The sequence below is a fragment of the Tumebacillus algifaecis genome (assembly GCF_002243515.1).
GTDB classification, from domain to species: Bacteria; Bacillota; Bacilli; order Tumebacillales; family Tumebacillaceae; genus Tumebacillus_A; species Tumebacillus_A algifaecis.
The window spans coordinates 434,325-455,538 of record NZ_CP022657.1 but is presented as its reverse complement, the minus strand read 5'-3'; the positions used below and the strand labels follow the sequence as shown (position 1 = coordinate 455,538).

Here is a 21,214-nt window from a genome sequence, read left to right as displayed (position 1 = left end):
CACCTTCTCTCCGTCCCTTACCTCTGCAAAGAGATTCGCGGCCAAGCAAGAGGTGTCCTGCAAGCGTTAGTGGTTTAACTCTTGGCGTTCTCCGGTCAGCATGTAGATGACCCACTCGCCGATGTTGGTCGCATGATCGGCGATGCGCTCCAGCATCCGGCAGACCAAGAGCAACAGGATGGCCTGATGTACATGGGTCGGATCGGACTTCATCAACTCCTCCAGCTCGAGGAAGATCTGCTTGAACAGCTTATCGACCGCATCATCTTTTTGCTCCAGCCCACGCGCGATCTCGAGGTCTTTTTTCACGTAGGCGTTCAGCGCGTCGCGCAGCATGTCTTTGGTCATGTCGGCCATGCGCGGCGTATCGACCAGCGGCTTGAGCAGTTGCTCGCCCTCCAGTCGAAGCGTCGTCTTCGCGATGTCCACCGCATGATCCCCGATGCGCTCCAAGTCGGTGACGATCTTCATCGCCGTGCCGATCACGCGCAGGTCGGATGCCATCGGCTGTTGCAAAGCGAGCAAGCGCAGGCAGGATGACTCGATATCCACCATCATCTCATTGACAGCCTCATCGCCTGCGATCACCTGTTGAGCGATCACACCATCGAGTTTGGCCAGCGATTTGACAGCCAGAAAAATCGCTTCTTCCACCATCACACCCATTCGCAACAGGTCTCGCTGCAGTTCCTCAAGCGATTGATGAAACCCTTTTCTGTTATCCATGCTGCACGACGCCTCCTTTGGCAAGTTCGTCCGTACCGTTTCTTATCCGAAACGACCGGTGATATAGTCTTCCGTGCGCTTGTCGCCCGGAGTGGTAAACAGCTTGTCAGTTTCACCATGTTCAACCATCACACCATTTAGGAAGAATGCGGTCGTGTCGGAGATGCGAGCCGCCTGCTGCATGTTGTGCGTGACGATGATGATCGTGTACTTCTCCTTCAACTCTTGGGTCAGCTCTTCCACCTTCAAGGTCGAAATCGGGTCGAGTGCAGAAGTCGGTTCGTCCATCAGCAACACTTTCGGTTCGACAGCAAGCAGGCGGGCGATGCACAGGCGCTGTTGCTGACCGCCAGAGAGTCCTAGCGCCGATTTGTTCAAACGGTCTTTTGCCTCATCCCACAGCGCGGCTTGACGCAACGAGCGCTCGACGATCTCATCGAGCTCCTTTTTGCGGCGAATACCGTGAATCCGCGGGCCGTACGCGATATTGTCGTAAATCGACATCTGAAACGGGTTCGGACGCTGGAAGACCATCCCGACATTTTTGCGCAGGTTGACGACGTCCGTATCCGCACCGTAAATATTTTCTCCGTCCACCAGCACCTGACCCGTGATTTTGACGCCACCAATCAGGTCATTCATGCGGTTCAGCGTGCGCAACAGTGTCGATTTGCCGCAGCCCGACGGGCCGATAAATGCGGTGATCGAGCCTTCCGGAACGGATAGGTTGATCTCGAACAGCGCTTGGTTGTCGCCGTAAAACAGGTCAACACCTTCTACGCGGAGTTTCTCTTTGGACGCGACAGGATTTGCATGTTTCATCGAATTTCCTCCCCTATGCTCACTTCCCGGCAGCTTTGCGTTGCAGATAACGGCTCGGTAAGGCAATCAACAAGTTTAACGCCAACACGACGACGACCAAAAGTGCGGCCGTCCCTTCAGCAATATCCATCGCATCGGGCACCAACGCTTCCGAGCGGATGTACCACAGCTGGACGGAAAGGGTGGCTCCCGATGCCATCAGGTCGAAGTCGGGTGCAAATCGCGACACCGACACGCCCGCCGTAAAGATCAGGATCGCCGATTCCCCCAGCGCCCGTCCTGCCACCAGCGTAATCCCGGTGACCAGACCTGGCAGTGCGGACGGAATCAACACCTTGCGAATCATCTGCCACTTGGTCGAGCCCAGCGCCAGACTGGCTTCGCGGTAGGAGTCGGGCACCGCGCGCAGCGTTTCTTCGGTCACGCGCACCAACACCGGAAGATTGAGCAGCGAGAGCGTCAGCGCACCGCCCAAGATCGTAAAGCCCAGTCCAAAATAGGTGACGAACAGCAAGGCCCCGAACAGACCAAATACAATCGAAGGAACGGAGGCAAGCATTTCGGTGGACAAGCGCACCAGATCGGTCAGCCAATTTTTCTTCGCATACTCGGCCAACCAGATGCCCGCTCCGATCCCAAACGGAAGCGAGAACAAGAGCGACAAGAACAGAATGTAAAAAGAGTTGAACAGCATCGGGCCGACACCGCCACCCGCTTTGACATCTTCCGGTTTCCCAAAGATGAAGTCTAGCGTCAGATGCGGCACGCCCGCCGAAAGAATGTACCAAAGAAACCATGCGAGAACCGAAAGAATCAAGAGCCCGATCGCCCAGAATAATCCGGTCGCCAGCTTATCTGTCAGTTTGTTGTTCATCTAGACTTCCCTCCTGCGAGCCACGATGCGGATGATCAGGATCAGCGACAAGGAGACGAGCAGCAGGATCAGTGACATCAGGAACAGCGAGTTGTTGACCGTCGTTCCGAAGATCGAAGCCATCTCTTTGACGATCTGCGTCGTCAATACGGACGTCGGTTCCCCGAGACCTTTGGGCAGCACCGGCGCGTTCCCGATGACCATCTGCACCGCCATCGCTTCCCCGATCGCACGTCCCATCCCGAGGATCACCCCGGTCAAGATTCCCGGCATCGCAGCCGGAATCAACACCTTCCAAATCGTCTGCCAGCGCGTGGCGCCAAGCGCATAGGACGCTTCTTCGAGCGCGCGCGGCAACGTGCGCAGCGCGTCTTCCGAAACGGACAGGATCGTCGGCAGAATCATGATCGCCAGAATCACCGCCGCCGGCCCCACGCCAAAGCCCGGCTGTCCGGGGAACATTTTGGAAAACCACGGCACGAAGATCAACAGACCGATCAAGCCGTAGACGACAGACGGAATCCCGACAAACAGGTCGGCTGCCGGACGCATGATCTCGCGCATCCAGTTTGGCGCGATTTTCGCCATGAACACCGCACCGCCGACCGCTACCGGAACGGCGAGCAGAAGCGCTAAGCCTGTGACGAGAAACGAACCGAGAATAAACCCTGCCGCTCCGTACTCACCTTCTGACGGCGTCCAGTTTGTGCTGAAGAAAAATTCAGCAATTCCCGCTTCTGGGTCGGCAAACGTTCGCAATCCCTGATTGCCCACAAAAACAATAATCCCAAAAATGATCAGCGATACGAAAATCGCACTCCCCACAAACAGCCAATTCATCATGCGGTCTGTGCGGCGGCGCATCATGTTCAAGTTGCCGACCGAACCTTTTTCAGCCATCAGGAACCCCCCACCTCACGCAATCTTCCGTTTTTAACTAATAATTCGTGCAATATTTACAATTGGTTCAAAACGTAAGGGCAGGGACGATGCCTGCGCGTCGTCCCTCCCCCTGATCGTACCGGGTGTTTGTTATTTCTTGATTTTGTTGATCGGAATAAATTTCAGTGCTTCCACTTCATTGTTTTGGAAGTCAGCAGACATGATGTAGTCAAGGAAAGCTTGGCTCACTTTGTCCGGAGTGCCTTTGGTGTACATATGCTCGATCGAGAACAGCTTCCAAGAGCCATTGGAGATGTTTTCCGGCGAGTAAGCCACGCCGTCCAACTTCAGAATTTTGATTTTGTCATCTGCGTACGGAGCGTCCATGTAGCCGATCGAACCGCTAGTTTGCTCAACCGAAGTTTTCAGCGCGCCAGTGGAGTCTTGAACCACTGCGTCTTTCGCGAAGTCCTTGTCTTTCGGAAGCAGCGCGCTCTTGATGTACTTGCGCGAGCCGGAAGATTCGGCACGACCGATGATCGTGATCTTTTGATCCTTGCCACCGACATCTTTCCAGTTCGTCACTTCGCCGGTCAGGATTTTCGCAGCTTGTTCGGAGCTGATATCTTCTACCGACACGTCTTTGTTGGTAACCAATACGAACGGAGCAACTGCTACTTGATGATCGACCAAACCTTTATCTTTATATTCATCGCCAGCTTCCACGTCGGAGTTCCCAATATTTACAGCGCCCTCTGCCACTTGCTTCAAGCCAGTACCCGATCCACCTGCCGCAACGTCAACGGTGACGCCTTGGTGTTTATCTTGGAACTTAGCGGCTGCGTGCTTCACCAGCGGCAGCAGTGCCGAAGAACCGGATGCAGTGATTTTCCCGGTGAGTTCCTCTTGTTTCGGAGCGTTCGAATCGCCACCGCTTTTCGGTTGGCTTTCTTCCTTGGTACCGCATCCTACCAACAACCCAGCTGTCATTGTCGCGATCAGACCGAGCGAGAGTGTTTTTTTCGACACAGTTGCAAACACTTGAAAATCCCCCTTAGGAATTCGAAGTTTTTTATCTTTGTCATTGCTTACAGTTCTTATCGTACCAGCCTCGCGTAAATCTAATTCGGACACCGCGTAAAAGGTTTGTAAATTTCTTTTGGTTCTCGTGGGAATAAAAAAAGCGCCTTGTCCCTGTTTGGGACAAAGCGCTTGACTCTCTTTTTAATTGGCCAACAGTTGCTCCTGCCCGGGCAGGCTGTGAAACAGCTTTTCAAACTCGAGCGCCGGCAACGGTCTGGAGATCAGATACCCTTGCATCTCGTCACAGCCGCGTTCGCGAAGCATCTGCTGCTGGACTTCTGTCTCCACCCCTTCGGCGATCACTTTCAGGTTGAGCGAGTGGGCCATCGCGATGATCGCCGTAGGAATCGCCACATCTTGGTGCTCTTCGGTCATGTCGCGGACGAAAGACTGGTCGATCTTGAGCGTTTGGATCGGGAATTTCTTCAAATAATTGAGCGACGAATACCCGGTGCCAAAGTCGTCGATCGAAATGCCGATGCCAAGATCGTTGATCTCGTGCATCGTGTTGATCGCCCGCTCGACGTTGTTCATCGTGATGCTCTCCGTGATCTCCAGATTGAGATACTGCGGCTCAAGCCCAGTCTCCTCCAGCACCTTCTTGATCATCGCCACCAGATTCGGCTGTCCAAACTGGAAAGCGGACAGGTTGACCGACACGCAGACCGGCGTAAACCCGGCATCCTGCCATGCTTTGTTCTGGCGGCAAGCGGTGTACAACACCCATTCGCCGATCGGGATGATCAGCTTCGTCTCCTCCGCCAGCGGAATGAATTCGCCCGGCGAAACAAAACCGCGCTCCGGATGTTGCCAGCGGATCAGCGCTTCCATGCCGGTGATCCGCCCAGACGTCAGACAGACCTGAGGCTGGTAGGCGAGGAAAAATTCGTCCCGCTCCAGCGCACGACGCAGATCGCCCGCCAAAAGCAAACGCTCCGCCGCACGCTTGTTCATCGCCGACTCGAAGAGCTGGTAGTTATTGCGCCCGATGCTTTTGGCGTGATACATCGCCATCTCCGCATTGCGATACAGGGTCTGTGCGTCCGACCCGTCTTCCGGAAACCGCGAGATGCCAAGCGATAAATTGATGAACAGGTCCTGACCGTCTAAGCTCAGCTTCTCCTTCATCGCGGCAAATACCCGCTCCGCCACTTGCGTCGCTTCCTCTTCACCTTGTAGACCCTCCAAAAGGATCACAAATTCATCACCGCCCAGCCGATACAGACGCATCCCCTCGGTCGAGTGCTGCAAGATGCGATCGGTCACGGCCAACAACACCTGGTCGCCAAAATCATGTCCGAGCGAGTCGTTAAACATCTTGAAATCATCTAGATCAAAAAACAGAACCGCACCGCTGACACCCGTCTTCTGAGCGGTTGCGATCGAAGCCGCCAAATGCTCCTGAAACAGCATCCGCCCTGGGATTCCGGTCAGGCGGTCGGTGGTCAACTGATGATACAGCTTTCCGGACAACTCCTGTTCATGCGACAGTCGATCCCGCACATTGCGAAAGACCTGCACCAACAGGTGGAACAGGTACACGGTCAAGCCCGCACAGAAAATGCTGACCAAACTGATCGCCGTTTCGAGTTGCGTGACGAGCGGCCCTTCAAAATAATTCAATAGAAGTGCGACAATCGAAATCGATAAGATAAATCCATTAACTATATTCAATTTCTTTCGCAACCGTTCGGTCACCACATCAAAATCGATCACGAGATTGCGAATCATCAACAACGTCAACAGCAGCGCGTTGATCATCATCACGCGCAACAAGATCACTTCCTGATTTGGCTGCGTCCCCCAAGACCAGCCAAACAACACTCCGGCGCGTGCCAATTCCAGCAGGGACACCCCTGCAAACAATAACCCAAAAGAGAGTGTAGCCCCGGCTCCGATGCGCATCATCGTCCGACGAACCCCTGCTTGTTTTCGAAACACCTGGCCACCTCCCGCCCCCATGCCTTTACAAAATGCTTTACGCGTCAAAGTACAATTACTATATTGTCTACTTAGTCTTACACCCTACCATTATAGTAAAAAATCCGAGAGAACGCTAGACCAGCTTTTACAGAACGTTAATAATAGTAATTTTTCTATCAAATATGAGCGCAAAAAAAGCGGACAGAAGCTTATTTCGCTTCTGCCCGGACCTGAAATTGCATGATTGCACCGTTCAGTTGGTCTGCCATCTTTCGCAGTCGGTCGGCGGACGCGGATACTTCCTCCATCGACACGAGCTGCGTCACCGAAGCGGCCGCACAGCTCTGTGCAGCTGCGGCCGAATCTTGCGAAATCCCTTTCATCACCTCAACTCCGGCTGCCACTTGCTCGGAGCGCAACGACATCGCGCGCGAGGCGGCCGTGATCGTTTGCACTTGGGTTGCAACATGCTCTGCCGCCCGCAAAATGCGCTGGAACGTGTCGCCCGCTCGGTCGGCCAGCACGATCCCCGCTTCGACTTCCGCGCTGCCCGCACTCATCGCCTGCACCACGCGCTGCGTCTCCTCCTGCATCTCATAGATCAGCTGGGCGATCTGCCGCGCAGACATTTGAGACTGCATAGCCAGCTTCGCGACCTCCTCCGCGACCACAGCAAACCCTTTGCCATGCTCCCCGGCCCGCGCCGCTTCGATCGAGGCGTTGAGCGCTAACAGATTGGTCTGGGCGGCAATTCCGGTGATCACTTCCACGATCTTGCCGACCTCCGCCGAACGCCGCTCGAGCGCTTGCACCGCCAGAGCCGTCTGTTCGGCCGTCCGATTGATGTGGTTCATCTGCGTGATCGACTGTCCGATCGCCAGATTGCCTTGCTGTGCTTCGTGGGCCGTTTGCTCCGATTCATCAGCGACGCCGATCGAGCGTTTGACGATGCGAGCGGCCTCTCCTGCCATCGCTTCCACAGCATCGGCCGCCTCCAGTGCTGATAGCGCCTGTGACTCCGCACCTCCAGCCACTTCCTGAATCGTCGCCGCCACTTGCCGAATGCCTGTGGACGTCTCTTCCGCATGGTCTGACAACGCTTGAGCGGAAGCGGCCACACTGCCCGCGATCGCTCCAACCTGCCCGATCAAGCGCCGCAAGTTGTCGATCATGCTGTCCACAGCTCGCCCCAAGTCCTTGAGTTCCCGATAGTCATCGCGTTCTCCGTAGCGGTTTTGCAAATTGCCAGCGGCCACTTCCCGCATCAAGTTGCGGATCGCCAAGAGCGAGGTTTGAATCTTTCGCGTGTAAAACCAGATCCCGACGTTTCCGATCACCAGCGCTGCGATCACCAGCAACAACGTGAGCTGCCGAAGTTCGGCAAGCGAGGCAAATATCTCACGATCTGCCACCGCTGCGACATAGACGAGATTGCGCTCCGGCACGAATGCGAACGCATATGTACGAGCTTCCCCCGTTTCGGCGCTGTGGAGCAGGCCCGATTTTTCTCGTATCATCTGTGCTTTTAGATTCTGATCGATCTGCAGGGCTCCCTCGCGCTGCAAAGCCGCTTCGCCATCTGCTCGCAACAGCGTGGCCGACACCTGCCAGCCGATCTGCTCAAATGAGCGCACCGCATTTTCTACCACATAGACCGCTTCCCGCTCAAACATGCGGGAGTCGGTGGTCTGCAACAGAATACCCAGCTGTTTCGCCGTCTGTGTCGCATGGCCTTGCAACTGAAAATCGGCCCCCCGTTTGAGGTCCTGTTCCAGCACATAGTACACCGTGGCCCCCATGGCTAAAACGACAAGAAGCAAGAGTGCCGACACAAACAACGTGAGTCTTGTTTGGACGGAAACACCCTTGCTTCCCTGTTTCTTTATCATGTTGTTGCCCTCCCCCGTCAGCTCACAACTTCTTCACGTTCAGTATCGCAGAACAACATGTCGGGAGGATGAAGCTTTTGTAAAATGCGTAAAAGATTTCTTTAGAACAACCCGCATCAAATACGGCTGTCTGCATATACTAAAGTACGGACGACATCACCAGTGTTGCGAGTGACTTTTTCATGACATGACCTCCTTCTTTTCTAAAATCGGCTCCTTCCGATTCTTGGAAGGAGTCATTTTTTGCGCAGAATGCTTGGAACAAGTCATGAGTGAAAATAGACGGGTAGACGGGAAATGCAAAGAACCCCCTTACGAGTTGGGGACTCGTAAGGGGGTTCTTTGTGTGGGGGGTAGGGGGATTACAAAAAGGGTAAATGAGTTATGCTACCCGATGAGTCACTGCTGATAAAAAAATCCACCTTCGGTGGGTTGCCGAGGCGGATACTTTGCAAACTGTGGGGTGACAGTTCGCGACCGTATCAATCAGCAACCTGGCAATCATGGTCAGCTTAGGGAGAGCTGACTGTAGACCCATGGCTTTGCGTCCCCGCCTTTCAGCGGGTTTGCCTTTATTGATTGACTCATCTTATGGCTTTATTATATAGTCTGACAACGCTGTAAGTACATAGGTCCGCAGACCTATTTTATATTAAACCGTTTCATCGCTCCAGAAAGCGGCCAATGTAGGCACCACTTCCAGAGGCGACACTTTGCTCCGCAGGTCGAACACGCACTGCACGCTGCGCCCCTTGTTTCCGATCAAGGCAGCCAGCTCATGCGTCGGGTCTTCCCTTCCCACCCGAACCAAGCTGATCGTGCCGCGCTTGTTGGCGATCGATTCGACGATCTTCACCGTCTCGTCACGCGATCCGCAATCGACGACGACAAGATCGAGCTCCCGTCCGCAAAATGGCTCCGCAGTGGTCAGCGTTCGCAGGATTCCTTCGATGTAAGAGGCCCCCTCTGCCACCACCAGGATTGCGGTCACCGGCACTCCCCGCCGATTTTTCTGCACCCAAAATCGCACAATCTTCCACAGCGCAACAAACAGGCCATACAACGCAAATCCCCAAATGAATAGAGCGAGCACTCTTGACACCTCCTCGCAGGGTTGTAGTGTCAATATATGCCGCTCCATTCGCCCACGTGCTTTTTCTTATAATTTCACCCAACTGCGCTTGGCCGCGGTGATCACCGCTTGGGTGCGGTCATCTACCGACAGTTTGCCGAGGATGGAAGACACGTGATTTTTGACCGTCTTCTCCGAGATGAACAGCGACTCACCGATCGTGCGGTTGCTCTTGCCCTCCGCCATCAACTTCAAAATCTCCATCTCGCGCTGGGTCAAAATCTCTTGCCATTCGTACGACAATCCCTGTTCACCCTGTTCGAAATCACCGTCGTACACCTGATTGGACAAACGCTTAAACTCATCGAGCAGCTTGGTGGTCACCTGCGGGTGGATGAATGAAGAGCCGCTCGCCACTTGGCGCACCGCTTCGACCAGCACGTCCGATTCAACGTCTTTGAGCAGATAACCGTTCGCACCAGCGCGAACCGTCTCGAAGATGTAAGCTTCATCATCATGGATCGACAAGATCAGGATGCGGACATCAGAATTGGCCTCCTTGATCAGTCGAGTCGCCTCCACTCCGGTGCGCTTGGGCATGTTGATGTCCATCAGCACCACTTGCGGATTGATGTCGAGCACAAGGTTTACTGCCGCTTCACCGTCACTACATTCACCTACAATTTCTATGTCGTCTTCCAATTCGAAAATCCGTCGAAGCCCTTGGCGAAACAGCGTGTGGTCATCTGCCAAAAATAATTTGATCTTTTCTTGCTCCAAAGCGATCGCCTCCCTTATTCTGTGATCGGTAGCGTGATGTGTACGCGGTACCTTTAAACGGGAAGGATTTAATCTCCACTTTTCCATCGAGCAATTGAATGCGCTCCCGAATGCCCAGCAGACCAAAATGGCCTTCCACCCGGCTTTGCAGCGTCTCCTCGACCGAAAATCCGACGCCGTCATCTTCTATATGGACGATGATTTGTTTCTCAGAAATCTCCAATTTTACGTTGGTTACATGAGCTCGTGCATGTTTGGAAATGTTGTTTAGCGCTTCTTGCACCGACCTGAACACGGCTACTTCCAAAGAAGTGTGCAACCGGCGCTCGCGCCCGAATACTTTCAATTCTGTGATCACCTTATGCTTGTCCTGAAAATCGGCGAGGTAGCGGCGCAACGTAGGGACGAGGCCCAAATCATCCAACGCCATCGGGCGAAGATCGAAAATGATCTGGCGCACCTCCGACAAGGACGCTCGCACCATCTCTTTTAATTCGCGCAATTCCCCGCGCACCTTGTCCACATGGCGGTCGAGCATCCGCTCACAAATTTCAGCTCGCAGCACCACGTTGGCCATCATCTGTGCGGGGCCGTCGTGAATCTCCCTTGCCACGCGCTTGCGCTCCTCTTCCTGCGCTTGGATCACGCGCATACCGAGATACTGTCGCTGTTCGGCGCTCTTTAGAGCGTCGCCGATGTTTTGCAGATCGCCCGACAGGTAGGAAAACGCGATGGAAAGCTGCGTGACAAGGCTTTCCGCTTTGGCGATGGTCGCTTCTAAAATGCGCAACCTGCGCTCAAGATCGTCGCGGCGGATGCGCAAAGCCTCTTCCCGTTCACGGGTGACGAGCAACTGTGCTTGCAAGACATGTGCGTCATCATAGGAAGCTTTGAACGCCGATTCTGTATATTTTCCAAAGTCCTGGCTGACCTCCACCAGTTTGCGGCGGGCATGGCGGTAACTCCCCTCCAAGCGGTCAACCTCCTGTATTGTCTCGTGCACTTGTCTTTGCACGATCGCCGATTCATCACGTAGCATTTCGTACTCCTTACGTGCGCTCTCTGCGATCTCAAAGACCTGATGCTTCCCTTCCTCGATCGCCAGCAGAGCTCCCTGAATCGCTTGATCGAGAATTTTGCTGTCGATATCATTCGTCAACGAGACAACCCCCTGAACTTACATACTCATTAGGTGATCTTTTATAAATTCCATGCACATACTTATTTTCCTGCACGGCAGATATTTTGTCGATAGATATAGAAAAGGGGGCGCAGTTGGGTAGGACTGCGCCCCCAGTGCAATGGGGTAAGGGTGATATATCATAGCTTACGAAGTTCGGTCTATTTTTCTGGGGGAGAAATGAAAAAATCACACAAAATCAATTTGAGGAATATTCAATCGACTTCATCCGTATTTTTGGCTGTAGGTTTCGACAAATTCCTACTAATTTTTCTCTAATATCGTAAAATGACTATCAAAATGGAAGAAAACAAATGCGAATCCTAGCGCGAGAAGCCCCACCCGCTAAGGGGTAGGACTGTTCGTTTTGATTATAAATTATCATATTGTTACGATAAATATAAAGTTCTTACTCGTGCTAATTTGAATTAAGGGAGGATACCTCGATGAATAACTCCTCACTAGGAGAACGGATAAAGAAAGCACGCAAGGAATCCGATTTGACGCAAAACGATCTGGCGCGCGGCATTGTCACGTCGAGCATGATCTGTCAGATTGAAAATGGCAAAGCTTTCCCTTCTTATAAAGTGTTGGCCGCACTGGCCGACCGCCTCGACAAACCGATCGAATACTTTGTATCCGATACGGAGACCAACATCCGTCAGCGTTCTTCTTTCACACTCGCAAAAGCGCTGATCGCAGCTGGATCGTTTGCGAAAGCGTATACATTACTCAAGAGCATGCAGGATTTTGGGCAAGGGGAAGCGGAAGAATTTCACATGACCTTGGCAAAATGCTGCCAGGAATTAGGCCGCTATGAGGAAGCGATCGATTTGCTCGATGAACGGTTGTCCCAAGCGCACGGCGACCTTGCGCAAACGTTCACCGTCTATCTGCGCCTCGGTGAAGTGGCTGAGCATTCCGCACAGTATCAATTAGCCCTCTATCATTGGAAAAAAGCGTACGATCTGCTCGACCGCGTGGAAGTTGATCCGTTCGACCGCGCGCATCTGTTAACTTCGATTGGCAATACGTATCACCGCCTGGGCTGTTATGACGAAGCGGTGCAATATTTGCAAATGGCGTTCGAAGAGCGCAGGGAGCACGTATCACTGGAAGATCTCGGACAGATGTTCCTCACCTTGTCCCTGTCCTATCTCGATTCGCAAAACTTCGATCAGGCGGCGGTGTGCTCCGAGCGTGCGCATGCGATCTTCAGAAGCTTGAACCATCTGGACCTTGCGACCGATGTGAAACGTTCACTCGCCGTCTTGCTTGCCAAGCAACATGGACGGGTCGACGAGGCGCTGCAGATTTTTGATGAGTGCATCGAACATTATATGAAGCAGGAGGATCGCTACAACATCGGCTTGACTCAGTTGGAGACCGCTTATGTGTTGCAGTTGGCAGGCGAGGTCGATATGGCGATCAGCATGGTTCGTGACTCGCTGCCCCTGCTCACCGCCAACGACTTAGAACTGGCGCGGGGCCATCGCTTGCTGGCCGATCTGTATCGCTCGAAACGGGAAGTGAAAGATGCGATTCAGCACCTGTCGCTCTCGCTCAACCTGTACCAAAAGCACGGACATTCGGTTGGGATGATGGAAGCGATGAACATCTCCGTCTCGCTGTATCAAGATTGGGAACAATGCCAACAAACCTCTTATGAAGCACTGATTACTGCATAATCATACAGATTCCAAAAAAAAAGCCGAGAAAATTTCTCGGCTTTTTTTAATCCGACTAAAGAAGTGTGGTATACTTAGAACTATACAAAACTTAATAAGGGAGTTGGGGAGATGGATAACTTACAAGTGAACTTCCAACCTGTCAGCCATGCTAAACCGTCGCTGGCGAAGATCCTAAAACGCGTGTTCTTTATTATCTTAGGGGCTTCGCTGGTGTCGGTTGGCTTGGAAATCTTTTTGGTGCCCAATCGGATCATCGACGGCGGTATTGTCGGTCTTTCGATCATTGCGTCACACCTGTCAGGTCTCAGCATCGGTCTGTTTTTGTTGGTCTTAAACTTACCATTTTTGATCATCGGGTATAAACAGATCGGGAAAACGTTCGCTCTTTCAACTTTGCTTGGTGTTCTTGTCATGTCGATCGGCACGTCGCTTCTGCATAATGTGAGTGAGCTGACGACCGACCCGCTGTTGGCATCCGTGTTTGGCGGGATTATCCTCGGGATTGGCGTGGGGATGGTCATCCGCTATGGCGGGTCGCTGGACGGCACGGAGATTGTGGCGATCTTGTTTAACAAAAAGACGCCATTTTCTGTCGGTGAGATCGTCATGTTCATGAACTTCTTCATCCTGGCCAGTGCTGGTTTTGTGTTTGGTTGGGATCATGCGATGTACTCGCTGATCGCCTACTACATTGCCTTTAAGATGATCGACCTGACGATCGAAGGGTTCCAAGAGTCCAAGTCGGTCTGGATCATCTCCGACCGTCACCGTGAGATCGGCAATGTGCTGCAAGCTCGTCTGGGCCGTGGTGTCACCTATCTCAACGGTGAAGGCGGTTACACGGGGGATGATAAAAAAGTCATCTTCTGTGTCGTGACACGTCTTGAGGAAGCGAAATTAAAGCTGATCGTTGAAGAAATCGACGACCAAGCGTTCCTCGCCATCGGTTCCATCGCCGAAGTCCGCGGCGGTCGTTTCAAAAAGAAAGACATCCACTAGGAGGTTCTGCTTTGAGAAAGACCTGCCGCAACTGCAAAGGGAGGGGCAAAATCACCAGTCCGATGCCCCTTCCCATGCAAGTCATCTGCACCCGCTGCAACGGCACGGGCATTGTATCCCTGCCCGAACATGTTGAGCGCAAAATCATCGCCCGCAGAAAAAAGCGCCCAGAGGATAAGCAGTAAGCGCGGTGCGCTCGTCACCAAGCTGTCGTCAAATCCTGCACGCGCTTTGATCTATGGCTTGCGCATTGCATCCGGCTTTGCTTCAGAAAAATGGCACGCTGTCAAAGTGACAGCGTGCCTTTTGTTTATGAAATTACAGGCCCGCGCCTTGGCGCAGAATGTCTACTTTATCGGTGCGCTCCCAAGGGAGGTCGATGTCGGTGCGGCCAAAGTGACCGTACGCTGCGGTTTGACGGTAGATCGGACGACGCAGGTCGAGCTCGCGGATGATACCCGCCGGACGCAGGTCAAAGTTCGCTTCAATCAGTTCGACGATCTTCTCATCTGCAACTTTACCAGTGCCAAACGTATCCACCATGACGGAAACAGGGCGTGCAACCCCGATCGCGTACGCCAGTTGCACTTCGCATTTGTCTGCCAGACCCGCTGCGACGATGTTCTTCGCCACGTAACGAGCTGCATATGCTGCGGAGCGGTCCACTTTCGTCGGATCTTTGCCGGAGAACGCGCCGCCGCCATGGCGAGCGTAACCACCGTATGTATCGACGATGATCTTGCGGCCGGTCAGACCAGCGTCACCTTGCGGGCCGCCGATGACGAAACGGCCAGTCGGGTTGATGAAATACTTGGTCGATTCGTGCGCCAGGTCGGTCGGCAGAACCGGAAGGATCACATGCTCATGCAGATCATTCTTGATCTGCTCAAGCGTAATCTCTTCAGCATGTTGCGTCGAAATGACGATCGTGTCGATGCGTACCGGCTTGTCGCCTTCGTACTCCACCGTCACCTGAGTTTTGCCATCCGGGCGCAGATACGGCAGAGTGCCATTCTTGCGAACTTCCGTCAGGCGACGCGACAGTTTGTGCGCCAGCGAGATCGGCAGCGGCATCAGCTCTTCGGTCTCGTTTACAGCGAAGCCGAACATCAGACCTTGGTCGCCTGCGCCGATCGCTTCGATCTCCGCATCGGTCATTTGACCTTCGCGCGCTTCCAGCGCTTGGTCAACGCCAGCCGCGATGTCTGCAGACTGCTCGTCGATCGAGGTCAGAACTGCACAAGTTTCCGCATCGAAGCCGTACTTCGCACGGGTGTAGCCGATCTCACGGATCGTCTCACGAACGATTTTCGGAATGTCCACATAGGTGGACGTGGTGATCTCGCCCGCTACGAGCACGAGACCGGTGGTGACAGACGTTTCACATGCTACGCGTGCATTCGGATCTTTCGCGAAGATCGCATCAAGCACGGAGTCGGAGATCTGGTCGCAGATCTTATCCGGATGGCCCTCGGTGACAGACTCCGAGGTAAACAGGTAACGCTTTGCCATTTTTCTGTACCTCCCCATTATGTATTCGGGACACCAAGCATTGGATGCTCTGGTATCTCGTAGGATATTTATTGGGACAATGAAACAAGTTACTTCTTACAATGAAACAAGTTACTTCTTACTGTATTTCATAGTATGAAGCACATCTTACTGTATTTCATAGTATGTGTCAATGACTTCCGAATATACCACAAAGATTTCATTCCGATTAAACCGCCTAGAATTCAATGAATTAGCTCCGGATCACTCCGGAGCTTTCATTTAAGGAACTATTTTATTGAAAATCCTTAACTTTCGTTGTGGTTCGCGCCCGGTTCTTGCCCCGCCATCATCGCTTGCGAGTATGCGACCATCTTGCGAACCATATGACCGCCGACCGCCCCGGCGTCTCGGGTTGTGATGTTGCCCCAATAGTCTTCGCTGCCTTGGTACACCGGCAGACCCATTTCGGCCGCGATCTCGTACTTCATGTCATCGAGCGCTTGGTGAGCTTGCGGAATCAGTTGCCTTTTGTTTCTGCGTCCACTGCCAAGTGCCATTGGAACATGCACCTCCAAGGAAGAGTTGAGCGAATCTAGCATTTCGCCCGGTACGTCTATTTTGTACCCTTCCTTGCTTGCCTACCCTATCAAAAGGTTGTCACCGCTTCTAGTTTTTCATCTGTGAGACAATCTCTCTCAACTTCTCCGGATCTGCCTTCCAATAGGAGATTCCATACACTTCGAGAAACGTGCCCGGCACCGTATGTGTCACAAAACTTGCCTCTTCTCCTTGCAGCGTCGTCGCCAGTCGCCCCATCTCGGAGATCGACATATCGGTGCGCATCGATGCGCTCATCTTGCGCAGGGAGTTCATCCAGTCCACCACGCTCGTGCTCTGAATTTTGCTCAGATACGCTTCCACAAATCGCTGTTGGCGTTCCACGCGGGCGATGTCACCCATCTGCTCATGACGGAAACGCACCGCTGTCAGCGCCTGTTTGCCGTTCAACACCTGCTTGCCCGGCTGTAGCTGGACGGTGCCTTCCGGATCGAACAGTGGTTTGTCCACTTCAAACTCCACGCCCCCGACCGCATCGATCGCCTGTGCAAAGCCTTTAAAGTCGATCATCACATAGCGGTCGATCCCAAGTCCGGTCAACTCCTTCACCGTCTGCTTCAGGCGGTCCATCCCGCCGACCGCGTAGGCGGCGTTGATCTTCTCCATCCCCGTCGGCAGCTGCACCCGCGTGTCGCGCGGAATGGAGAGCAAAGTCGCCTGCTTCTGCGTCGGATCGAGATGCGCCACGATCAGCGTGTCGGTGTTCATGCCGAGCTTCCGCAATTCTTCCGTTGAATCGGGATCGCGGTCCACGCCGATCAAGAGCACGTTGACCGGACCGTCTTCGGGCAACGGAGTCGTTGCGTTAGCCCGTTCGACCACTTTGCGCTCTAAAAAGAAACCATACCCAGCGAGCCCAGTCAGGCTCATCACGACCAAAAACGCCGTCAAGATCAGCAAGAAGCGTCCGATGCGCAGCTTCTTTTTCGGCTTTGGCTGTTCCTTTACTTGTTTGCTGTAGGATTTGCCTTGATAGGCCATGCTACACAACCCCTTTGACCCTTTGCACTTTCTGACAAAACAGGCACTGCGAACGTCTCACAGTGCCTCGGTCTGCTTTATTGAATGGTGTATGTACCGCGCACCATGATGTACGGATCGTTCGCCACCGCTTTGATTCCACGCCCGTCAGCGCGCGGAACGAGAATCAGGTGATTGGCCGGCACTTGTGCACCTTCCGCCAAGTCTGCACTGTTGGAAACGTCAGACAGACCGCCCGAAGATGAAGCGATCGCCGTCACACTTCCCGAACGAACGATGATCTCGGTGCCTTCGCCGCCTTTCAGCGTCTGGCCCGTCTTCAATTGAATGACCTTAAACGTATCGACCCCTGAGATCGGAGTCGTGCTGCCACCCGGATTTCCACCTGGGGTGCCGCCGCCTGGGTTGCCACCTCCGGAACCAAGGCTTGCGATCTTCGAATCGACATAGCTTTTCGTGACGATCGGGTCCTCTGCAGAACCGGGTGTTGAGCCGGAATCAGCCTTGCCGATCTGACCGATCATCACCCCAACTGCGAGCGTCAGAGCCATGGTGCCAAAAAAGGCGATGCGTCTTTTCATCTTTGCGAGTCCTCCATCCACTACTCAATCTTTAGCGACTCACTTCGACAAAAAACATACCTTTTCCTGCCATACCATAGTCCCATTTCTAGCGATTTCCGCGCTTTTTATCGGTCAAAACGGTGATCACAAACTTCGGCAAAACCAACTGTCTCCGCCAACGGCTCGGTTGCGACAACAGTCGATACAGCCACTCCAAGCGCATGTTTTGCCACAGTTTCGGCGCCCGCTTGACCGTCCCTGCAAAAATGTCGATCACCCCGCCGATGCCGATCTGCACCGACGCGCCGAGTTCCTGTTTGTGTTGTGAGATGAACAATTCCTGCCTCGGCATGCCAAGCCCTACGAGCAACAAGGACGGGCCGAACGCTTGCACACTGCGGAGCACGTCGGCCATTTCCTCCGCTTGAAAATAGCCATCGCGTCCGGCGACGCGCAGCCCCTTGTATTTGCTTTGCAAATTGGCCACCGCCAGTCGGTTCGACTCGGGAGCCGCACCCAGCAAAAAGACGCCCAAGCCGTGTGCAGCCGCATGTTCGATCAGGGCTTCAGACAGCTCGGCGCCAGTGACGCGGTCTTTGAGCTTCGTTCCGTAATACTGCGACGCCCAGACTGCGCCGATGCCGTCTGGGGTCACCATGTCCGCCTCGTGCAACAGGCGCATCACCGTCTCATTTTCCTGCGCGATCATGACGATCTCCGGATTGGCTGTGATGATATGACGTGGCGATTCCCCGTTATTCATCGCCGTCTTTAATACGGCGGTAGTCTCTTCAAATGAGAGTGTAGAAAAAGGTACTCCTAAAATGTTGACCATTTATGCATTCCCTCGCCTCAGTTGTTCCAAAACGCTGCGCAAGCGCCGCCGCTCTTGGTCGGTTACAAAAAAGTACCAGAGATGATCGCTGTCCGAGATGCGATTGACCCCTTCGATCTTCAGCGTTTGGATCTGTTCCGGTTTGTTGTAGGCATAGGACATCACCAGGCGCACCCACTCGCGGGGCGGAACGTCCGTCTTCACATGTTCGCCTGCGATCTCTGCCAGTTTGAACATGCGGCCCCAGTTGTCCGGTTTGCCACCTTGTTGAATCATAGCACGAATCACCTGTTGCTGTCTGCGCATCCGTCCGGTATCAGCTTCCACATCATGGCGAAAGCGGGCGTAGTCGAGCGCCAGTTTGCCAGTGGCCAGCTTTTGCCCCGCTTGCAGATGGATCGAAGTGCCGTCGGACGGGTCGTCATAGTCCATCGCTTTCTCCGCCTTCAACTCAAGTCCACCGATCTGATCGACCACTTTGCGGAAGCCGTCAAAATCGACGAGCACCGTATGATCGACAGGCACACCTAGAAAATTCTGCACGGTGCGCTTTAACAGGGGCACCCCGCCGTAGCTCATCGCGTGATTGATCTTCGTGTAGCCATGCCCCTCGACCTGCACATGCGTATCTCGCGGGATCGAAAGCATGTGCACATCGCCGCCCAGTTCGGGTACGGTCACCAGCATGATCGTATCGGCGCGCGCTCGGTCACCTTTGCGCCGCGAATCGACGCCCAGCAGCAAGAAGGTCTCCACTTTTTTCGATTGCTTGTTCGGAAGCTCTTGCAGTCGGGCTGGCAGGAGGTTTGGAAAAAGGGACTTCTGCTCCACCCGTTTGTTTGCGGGCTTCTGCGTTTCTTCTATAGAAGCAGTTTGCGGTCTGGTGTCCGCTTTGCCTTGTAGGTAGTGCAGATAGCTCTGGGAACTGGCATCAAGTGGCGCTTCGTTCGCCGCTCTTGTGTTCTCCTTGGGTGCGGGATCGTATATTTGCACAGCGGCGCGGTAAAACTTGTAGAGTCCGCCCAGCGCGACGATACATACGAGCGAGAGAACGACCCAGCTGGCCACCCAGAAACGTTTCCGATTCGGACTCATTTTGTTCATCGCTGTCACGGCCCCTTTTATTTGGTCTCCATGACTAGGATGTTACAAAATGCGACCGTCTAGCCGTTGCAGGATTTGCCAGAGGTGCTTTCCAACGAGATAGCAAGCTGTTATACTAGTTCTGTATTTTCAGGCGTGCAAGATCTCGATTTTGCAGCACGTTTTAATAGTTAGGAAGTGAAAGCTATGTCTCGCATTCTGGTATCCGGTTACTACGGATTTGACAATTTAGGGGACGATACCGTCTTGTACGGGATCATGTCCAGCATCCGCAAACGACAGCCTGACGCGGAGATCATCGTGCTCTCCAATCAGCCCGACCGCACCGAGGCGCTTTTTGGCATCAAAGCGGTAAACCGTTGGAACTTCGCTGTCATCATCCGTGAGTTGCTGAAGTGCGACATGCTGGTCATGGGCGGCGGAAGTCTGTTGCAGGACGTCACCGGCGGTCGCAGTATTCTCTACTACTTAGGGATTTGTAAACTTGCGCAGTTCCTCGGCAAACCGATCGTCTTCTATGGACAAGGGATCGGGCCGATCACCAAGCCTTTTTCTGAAAATTTAATTCGCCGCGTGGTCAACAACGTCAACCTGATCACTGTGCGCGACGAAAAGTCCCGCCAAGATTTGCTGCAATATGGCGTGACCAAACCGGAAATCTATGTGACGGCCGACCCGGCCTTTGCGATCGACCCCGAGCTTTTTTCAAAAGATGCGGGCGCGAAGATGCTAAAGGAATTCGGAGTCAAAACACGCTATTTGGGCGGCATCAAAAAGGTGGCGGGGATCGCCATCCGCAACTGGCCGTCGAATGATACGTATTATCAAGTGTTGGCAGAAAATGCGGACAGCTTGGTTCGTGACGGCTGGCAGGTCGTGTTCATCCCGATGCAGTATCCTTCGGATGTCGGTGCCTCGCAGCGCGTGCTCTCTTATATGAAAGAACGTGCGGTGTTGCTCAACCGCCAGTTTTCCTTCCGCGACATCGCCAACGTCATCGCCAACACCGACCTGATCATCGGGATGCGTTTGCACTCGCTGATTCTGGCCGCCCATTGCGGCGTGCCGTTCGTATCGCTTTCCTATGACCCCAAGATCGACCGCTTTGTACAGCGGGTCGGCTACGACTATGAGATCGACTCGGTGAGCAGCGTCACCTATGACAGCTTGCGCGCTCGCATCTTGGACTGTATCGAGAACATGGAACATTACCAAGTGATGATGCAACCGCATGTCGAAACGCTTCGCCAAGAGGCAGAAACTAGCGGCGAACTGGCGGTCGGGTTGCTTGACAAGCGGAAGAATCAACCGCTAAAAATCTAGTTGTTAATTTCGTTGGAAAGTTCTAAAATAAAAGCATATCTCATTTATTGAAAGGACGATTAATGCGTATGCGAGTCCACTTAGAGGAAATTGAGCGTTGTCGGCAGCAATTGGAAGACGTTGTGTCGAGACACCAAGGGAATCTACTTCATCCAATCGTCCTCCAAGCCAGCCAGCAACTAGACAAGTACATCGTCAAGTACCAGCATTTCAAACGTTCGGTCCTGACACAAAAAGACCATTCGTTCAGCCATCAATAGACGACCTCCGAGGCCATCGGAGGTTTTTTCTTTACGCAACAGGATGCGCGTAGTCAGTGTGAAATAGAATCACCCTTTTCCAAGTAGCCAGCGCATAGCAAAAGGAGCCCGTTCC

20 protein-coding genes and 1 riboswitch are annotated in these 21,214 nt (G+C 53.5%); of the genes, 4 read left to right on the top strand and 16 right to left on the bottom strand.

The window, feature by feature from the left end; all coding sequences use genetic code 11:
* Positions 1 to 66 precede the first annotated feature (66 nt).
* The 10 genes from phoU to CIG75_RS02220 all read right to left on the bottom strand — a co-directional run bounded on the left by phoU (position 67) and on the right by CIG75_RS02220 (position 11,210).
* Entirely contained in the window at positions 67 to 726 is a 660-nt protein-coding gene (phoU, locus tag CIG75_RS02265) for a phosphate signaling complex protein PhoU (protein ID WP_094235175.1), read from the bottom strand.
* 42 nt (positions 727 to 768) lie between these two features.
* A complete protein-coding gene (gene pstB, locus CIG75_RS02260; protein ID WP_094235174.1) occupies positions 769 to 1,548 on the bottom strand; it encodes a phosphate ABC transporter ATP-binding protein PstB in 780 nt (259 codons plus the stop codon).
* A 19-nt stretch (positions 1,549 to 1,567) separates the two neighbouring features.
* Positions 1,568 to 2,422, bottom strand: coding sequence for a phosphate ABC transporter permease PstA (gene pstA / locus CIG75_RS02255; RefSeq protein ID WP_094235173.1), 855 nt, complete (start codon positions 2,420 to 2,422; stop codon positions 1,568 to 1,570).
* Complete coding sequence (pstC, locus tag CIG75_RS02250) at positions 2,423 to 3,322, bottom strand: phosphate ABC transporter permease subunit PstC (protein ID WP_094235172.1); 900 nt, start codon at positions 3,320 to 3,322, stop codon at positions 2,423 to 2,425. It abuts the gene before it with no gap.
* Between the two features lie 132 nt (positions 3,323 to 3,454).
* Positions 3,455 to 4,345 carry a phosphate ABC transporter substrate-binding protein gene (locus CIG75_RS02245; protein ID WP_094235171.1) on the bottom strand — a complete coding sequence of 297 codons (891 nt, stop codon included), beginning with the start codon at positions 4,343 to 4,345 and terminating at the stop codon, positions 3,455 to 3,457.
* A gap of 183 nt (positions 4,346 to 4,528) precedes the next feature.
* A complete protein-coding gene (locus CIG75_RS02240; RefSeq protein WP_172844391.1) occupies positions 4,529 to 6,328 on the bottom strand; it encodes a putative bifunctional diguanylate cyclase/phosphodiesterase in 1,800 nt (599 codons plus the stop codon).
* Positions 6,329 to 6,519: 191 nt separating this feature from the next.
* A complete protein-coding gene (locus CIG75_RS02235) occupies positions 6,520 to 8,199 on the bottom strand; it encodes a methyl-accepting chemotaxis protein (protein WP_094235169.1) in 1,680 nt (559 codons plus the stop codon).
* A 485-nt stretch (positions 8,200 to 8,684) separates the two neighbouring features.
* Positions 8,685 to 8,780: riboswitch (cyclic di-GMP riboswitch) on the bottom strand.
* A 71-nt stretch (positions 8,781 to 8,851) separates the two neighbouring features.
* Positions 8,852 to 9,292, bottom strand: coding sequence for a glycosyltransferase family 2 protein (locus CIG75_RS02230; protein WP_094235168.1), 441 nt, complete (start codon positions 9,290 to 9,292; stop codon positions 8,852 to 8,854).
* Positions 9,293 to 9,358: 66 nt separating this feature from the next.
* Positions 9,359 to 10,051: a response regulator gene (locus CIG75_RS02225; protein ID WP_172844383.1), complete on the bottom strand. Its 693-nt coding sequence runs from the start codon at positions 10,049 to 10,051 to the stop codon at positions 9,359 to 9,361.
* Positions 10,014 to 11,210, bottom strand: coding sequence for a sensor histidine kinase (locus tag CIG75_RS02220; protein ID WP_094235166.1), 1,197 nt, complete (start codon positions 11,208 to 11,210; stop codon positions 10,014 to 10,016). The genes CIG75_RS02225 and CIG75_RS02220 overlap by 38 nt, the downstream gene beginning before the upstream one ends.
* 467 nt (positions 11,211 to 11,677) lie before the next feature.
* Between CIG75_RS02220 and CIG75_RS02215 the strand changes: the two genes are divergently transcribed.
* On the top strand, positions 11,678 to 12,919 hold the full coding sequence (locus tag CIG75_RS02215; RefSeq protein WP_094235165.1) for a helix-turn-helix domain-containing protein: 1,242 nt from the start codon (positions 11,678 to 11,680) through the stop codon (positions 12,917 to 12,919).
* A 111-nt stretch (positions 12,920 to 13,030) separates the two neighbouring features.
* On the top strand, positions 13,031 to 13,921 hold the full coding sequence (locus tag CIG75_RS02210) for a YitT family protein (RefSeq protein WP_094235164.1): 891 nt from the start codon (positions 13,031 to 13,033) through the stop codon (positions 13,919 to 13,921).
* A 318-nt stretch (positions 13,922 to 14,239) separates the two neighbouring features.
* On the opposite strand, the gene metK is transcribed toward CIG75_RS02210, so the two are convergent.
* The 6 genes from metK to CIG75_RS02180 form a co-directional block, all read right to left on the bottom strand.
* The gene (gene metK / locus CIG75_RS02205) at positions 14,240 to 15,433 is read right to left on the bottom strand and encodes a methionine adenosyltransferase (RefSeq protein WP_094235163.1); all 1,194 of its coding nucleotides are present in this window, start codon (positions 15,431 to 15,433) and stop codon (positions 14,240 to 14,242) included.
* 287 nt (positions 15,434 to 15,720) lie between these two features.
* On the bottom strand, positions 15,721 to 15,972 hold the full coding sequence (locus CIG75_RS02200; RefSeq protein ID WP_094235162.1) for an alpha/beta-type small acid-soluble spore protein: 252 nt from the start codon (positions 15,970 to 15,972) through the stop codon (positions 15,721 to 15,723).
* A 109-nt stretch (positions 15,973 to 16,081) separates the two neighbouring features.
* Complete coding sequence (locus CIG75_RS02195; protein WP_094235161.1) at positions 16,082 to 17,014, bottom strand: LCP family protein; 933 nt, start codon at positions 17,012 to 17,014, stop codon at positions 16,082 to 16,084.
* Positions 17,015 to 17,091: 77 nt separating this feature from the next.
* The gene (locus CIG75_RS02190) at positions 17,092 to 17,595 is read right to left on the bottom strand and encodes a hypothetical protein (protein WP_094235160.1); all 504 of its coding nucleotides are present in this window, start codon (positions 17,593 to 17,595) and stop codon (positions 17,092 to 17,094) included.
* Positions 17,596 to 17,683: 88 nt separating this feature from the next.
* Positions 17,684 to 18,412 carry a WecB/TagA/CpsF family glycosyltransferase gene (locus tag CIG75_RS02185; RefSeq protein ID WP_094235159.1) on the bottom strand — a complete coding sequence of 243 codons (729 nt, stop codon included), beginning with the start codon at positions 18,410 to 18,412 and terminating at the stop codon, positions 17,684 to 17,686.
* Entirely contained in the window at positions 18,413 to 19,516 is a 1,104-nt protein-coding gene (locus tag CIG75_RS02180) for an LCP family protein (protein ID WP_094235158.1), read from the bottom strand. It abuts the gene before it with no gap.
* Between the two features lie 186 nt (positions 19,517 to 19,702).
* Here CIG75_RS02180 and csaB point away from each other — a divergent pair, with 186 nt between their 5' ends.
* Positions 19,703 to 20,839, top strand: a complete 1,137-nt coding sequence (gene csaB, locus CIG75_RS02175; protein WP_094235157.1) for a polysaccharide pyruvyl transferase CsaB — start codon at positions 19,703 to 19,705, stop codon at positions 20,837 to 20,839.
* A 62-nt stretch (positions 20,840 to 20,901) separates the two neighbouring features.
* Positions 20,902 to 21,099 carry an aspartyl-phosphate phosphatase Spo0E family protein gene (locus CIG75_RS02170; RefSeq protein WP_094235156.1) on the top strand — a complete coding sequence of 66 codons (198 nt, stop codon included), beginning with the start codon at positions 20,902 to 20,904 and terminating at the stop codon, positions 21,097 to 21,099.
* The last annotated feature ends 115 nt before the right edge of the window (positions 21,100 to 21,214 follow it).

Excerpts from the sequence above, each read along its gene's own strand:
- phoU (WP_094235175.1), bottom strand. The coding sequence starts at position 726 with ATGGATAACAGAAAAGGGTTTCATCAATCGCTTGAGGAACTGCAGCGA.
- pstB (WP_094235174.1), bottom strand. The coding sequence starts at position 1,548 with ATGAAACATGCAAATCCTGTCGCGTCCAAAGAGAAACTCCGCGTAGAA.
- pstA (WP_094235173.1), bottom strand. The coding sequence starts at position 2,422 with ATGAACAACAAACTGACAGATAAGCTGGCGACCGGATTATTCTGGGCG.
- pstC (WP_094235172.1), bottom strand. The coding sequence starts at position 3,322 with ATGGCTGAAAAAGGTTCGGTCGGCAACTTGAACATGATGCGCCGCCGC.
- CIG75_RS02235 (WP_094235169.1), bottom strand. The coding sequence starts at position 8,199 with ATGATAAAGAAACAGGGAAGCAAGGGTGTTTCCGTCCAAACAAGACTC.
- CIG75_RS02215 (WP_094235165.1), top strand. The coding sequence starts at position 11,678 with ATGAATAACTCCTCACTAGGAGAACGGATAAAGAAAGCACGCAAGGAA.
- CIG75_RS02210 (WP_094235164.1), top strand. The coding sequence starts at position 13,031 with ATGGATAACTTACAAGTGAACTTCCAACCTGTCAGCCATGCTAAACCG.
- metK (WP_094235163.1), bottom strand. The coding sequence starts at position 15,433 with ATGGCAAAGCGTTACCTGTTTACCTCGGAGTCTGTCACCGAGGGCCAT.
- CIG75_RS02200 (WP_094235162.1), bottom strand. The coding sequence starts at position 15,972 with ATGGCACTTGGCAGTGGACGCAGAAACAAAAGGCAACTGATTCCGCAA.
- CIG75_RS02195 (WP_094235161.1), bottom strand. The coding sequence starts at position 17,014 with ATGGCCTATCAAGGCAAATCCTACAGCAAACAAGTAAAGGAACAGCCA.
- CIG75_RS02190 (WP_094235160.1), bottom strand. The coding sequence starts at position 17,595 with ATGAAAAGACGCATCGCCTTTTTTGGCACCATGGCTCTGACGCTCGCA.
- CIG75_RS02185 (WP_094235159.1), bottom strand. The coding sequence starts at position 18,412 with ATGGTCAACATTTTAGGAGTACCTTTTTCTACACTCTCATTTGAAGAG.
- CIG75_RS02180 (WP_094235158.1), bottom strand. The coding sequence starts at position 19,516 with ATGAACAAAATGAGTCCGAATCGGAAACGTTTCTGGGTGGCCAGCTGG.
- csaB (WP_094235157.1), top strand. The coding sequence starts at position 19,703 with ATGTCTCGCATTCTGGTATCCGGTTACTACGGATTTGACAATTTAGGG.
- CIG75_RS02170 (WP_094235156.1), top strand. The coding sequence starts at position 20,902 with ATGCGTATGCGAGTCCACTTAGAGGAAATTGAGCGTTGTCGGCAGCAA.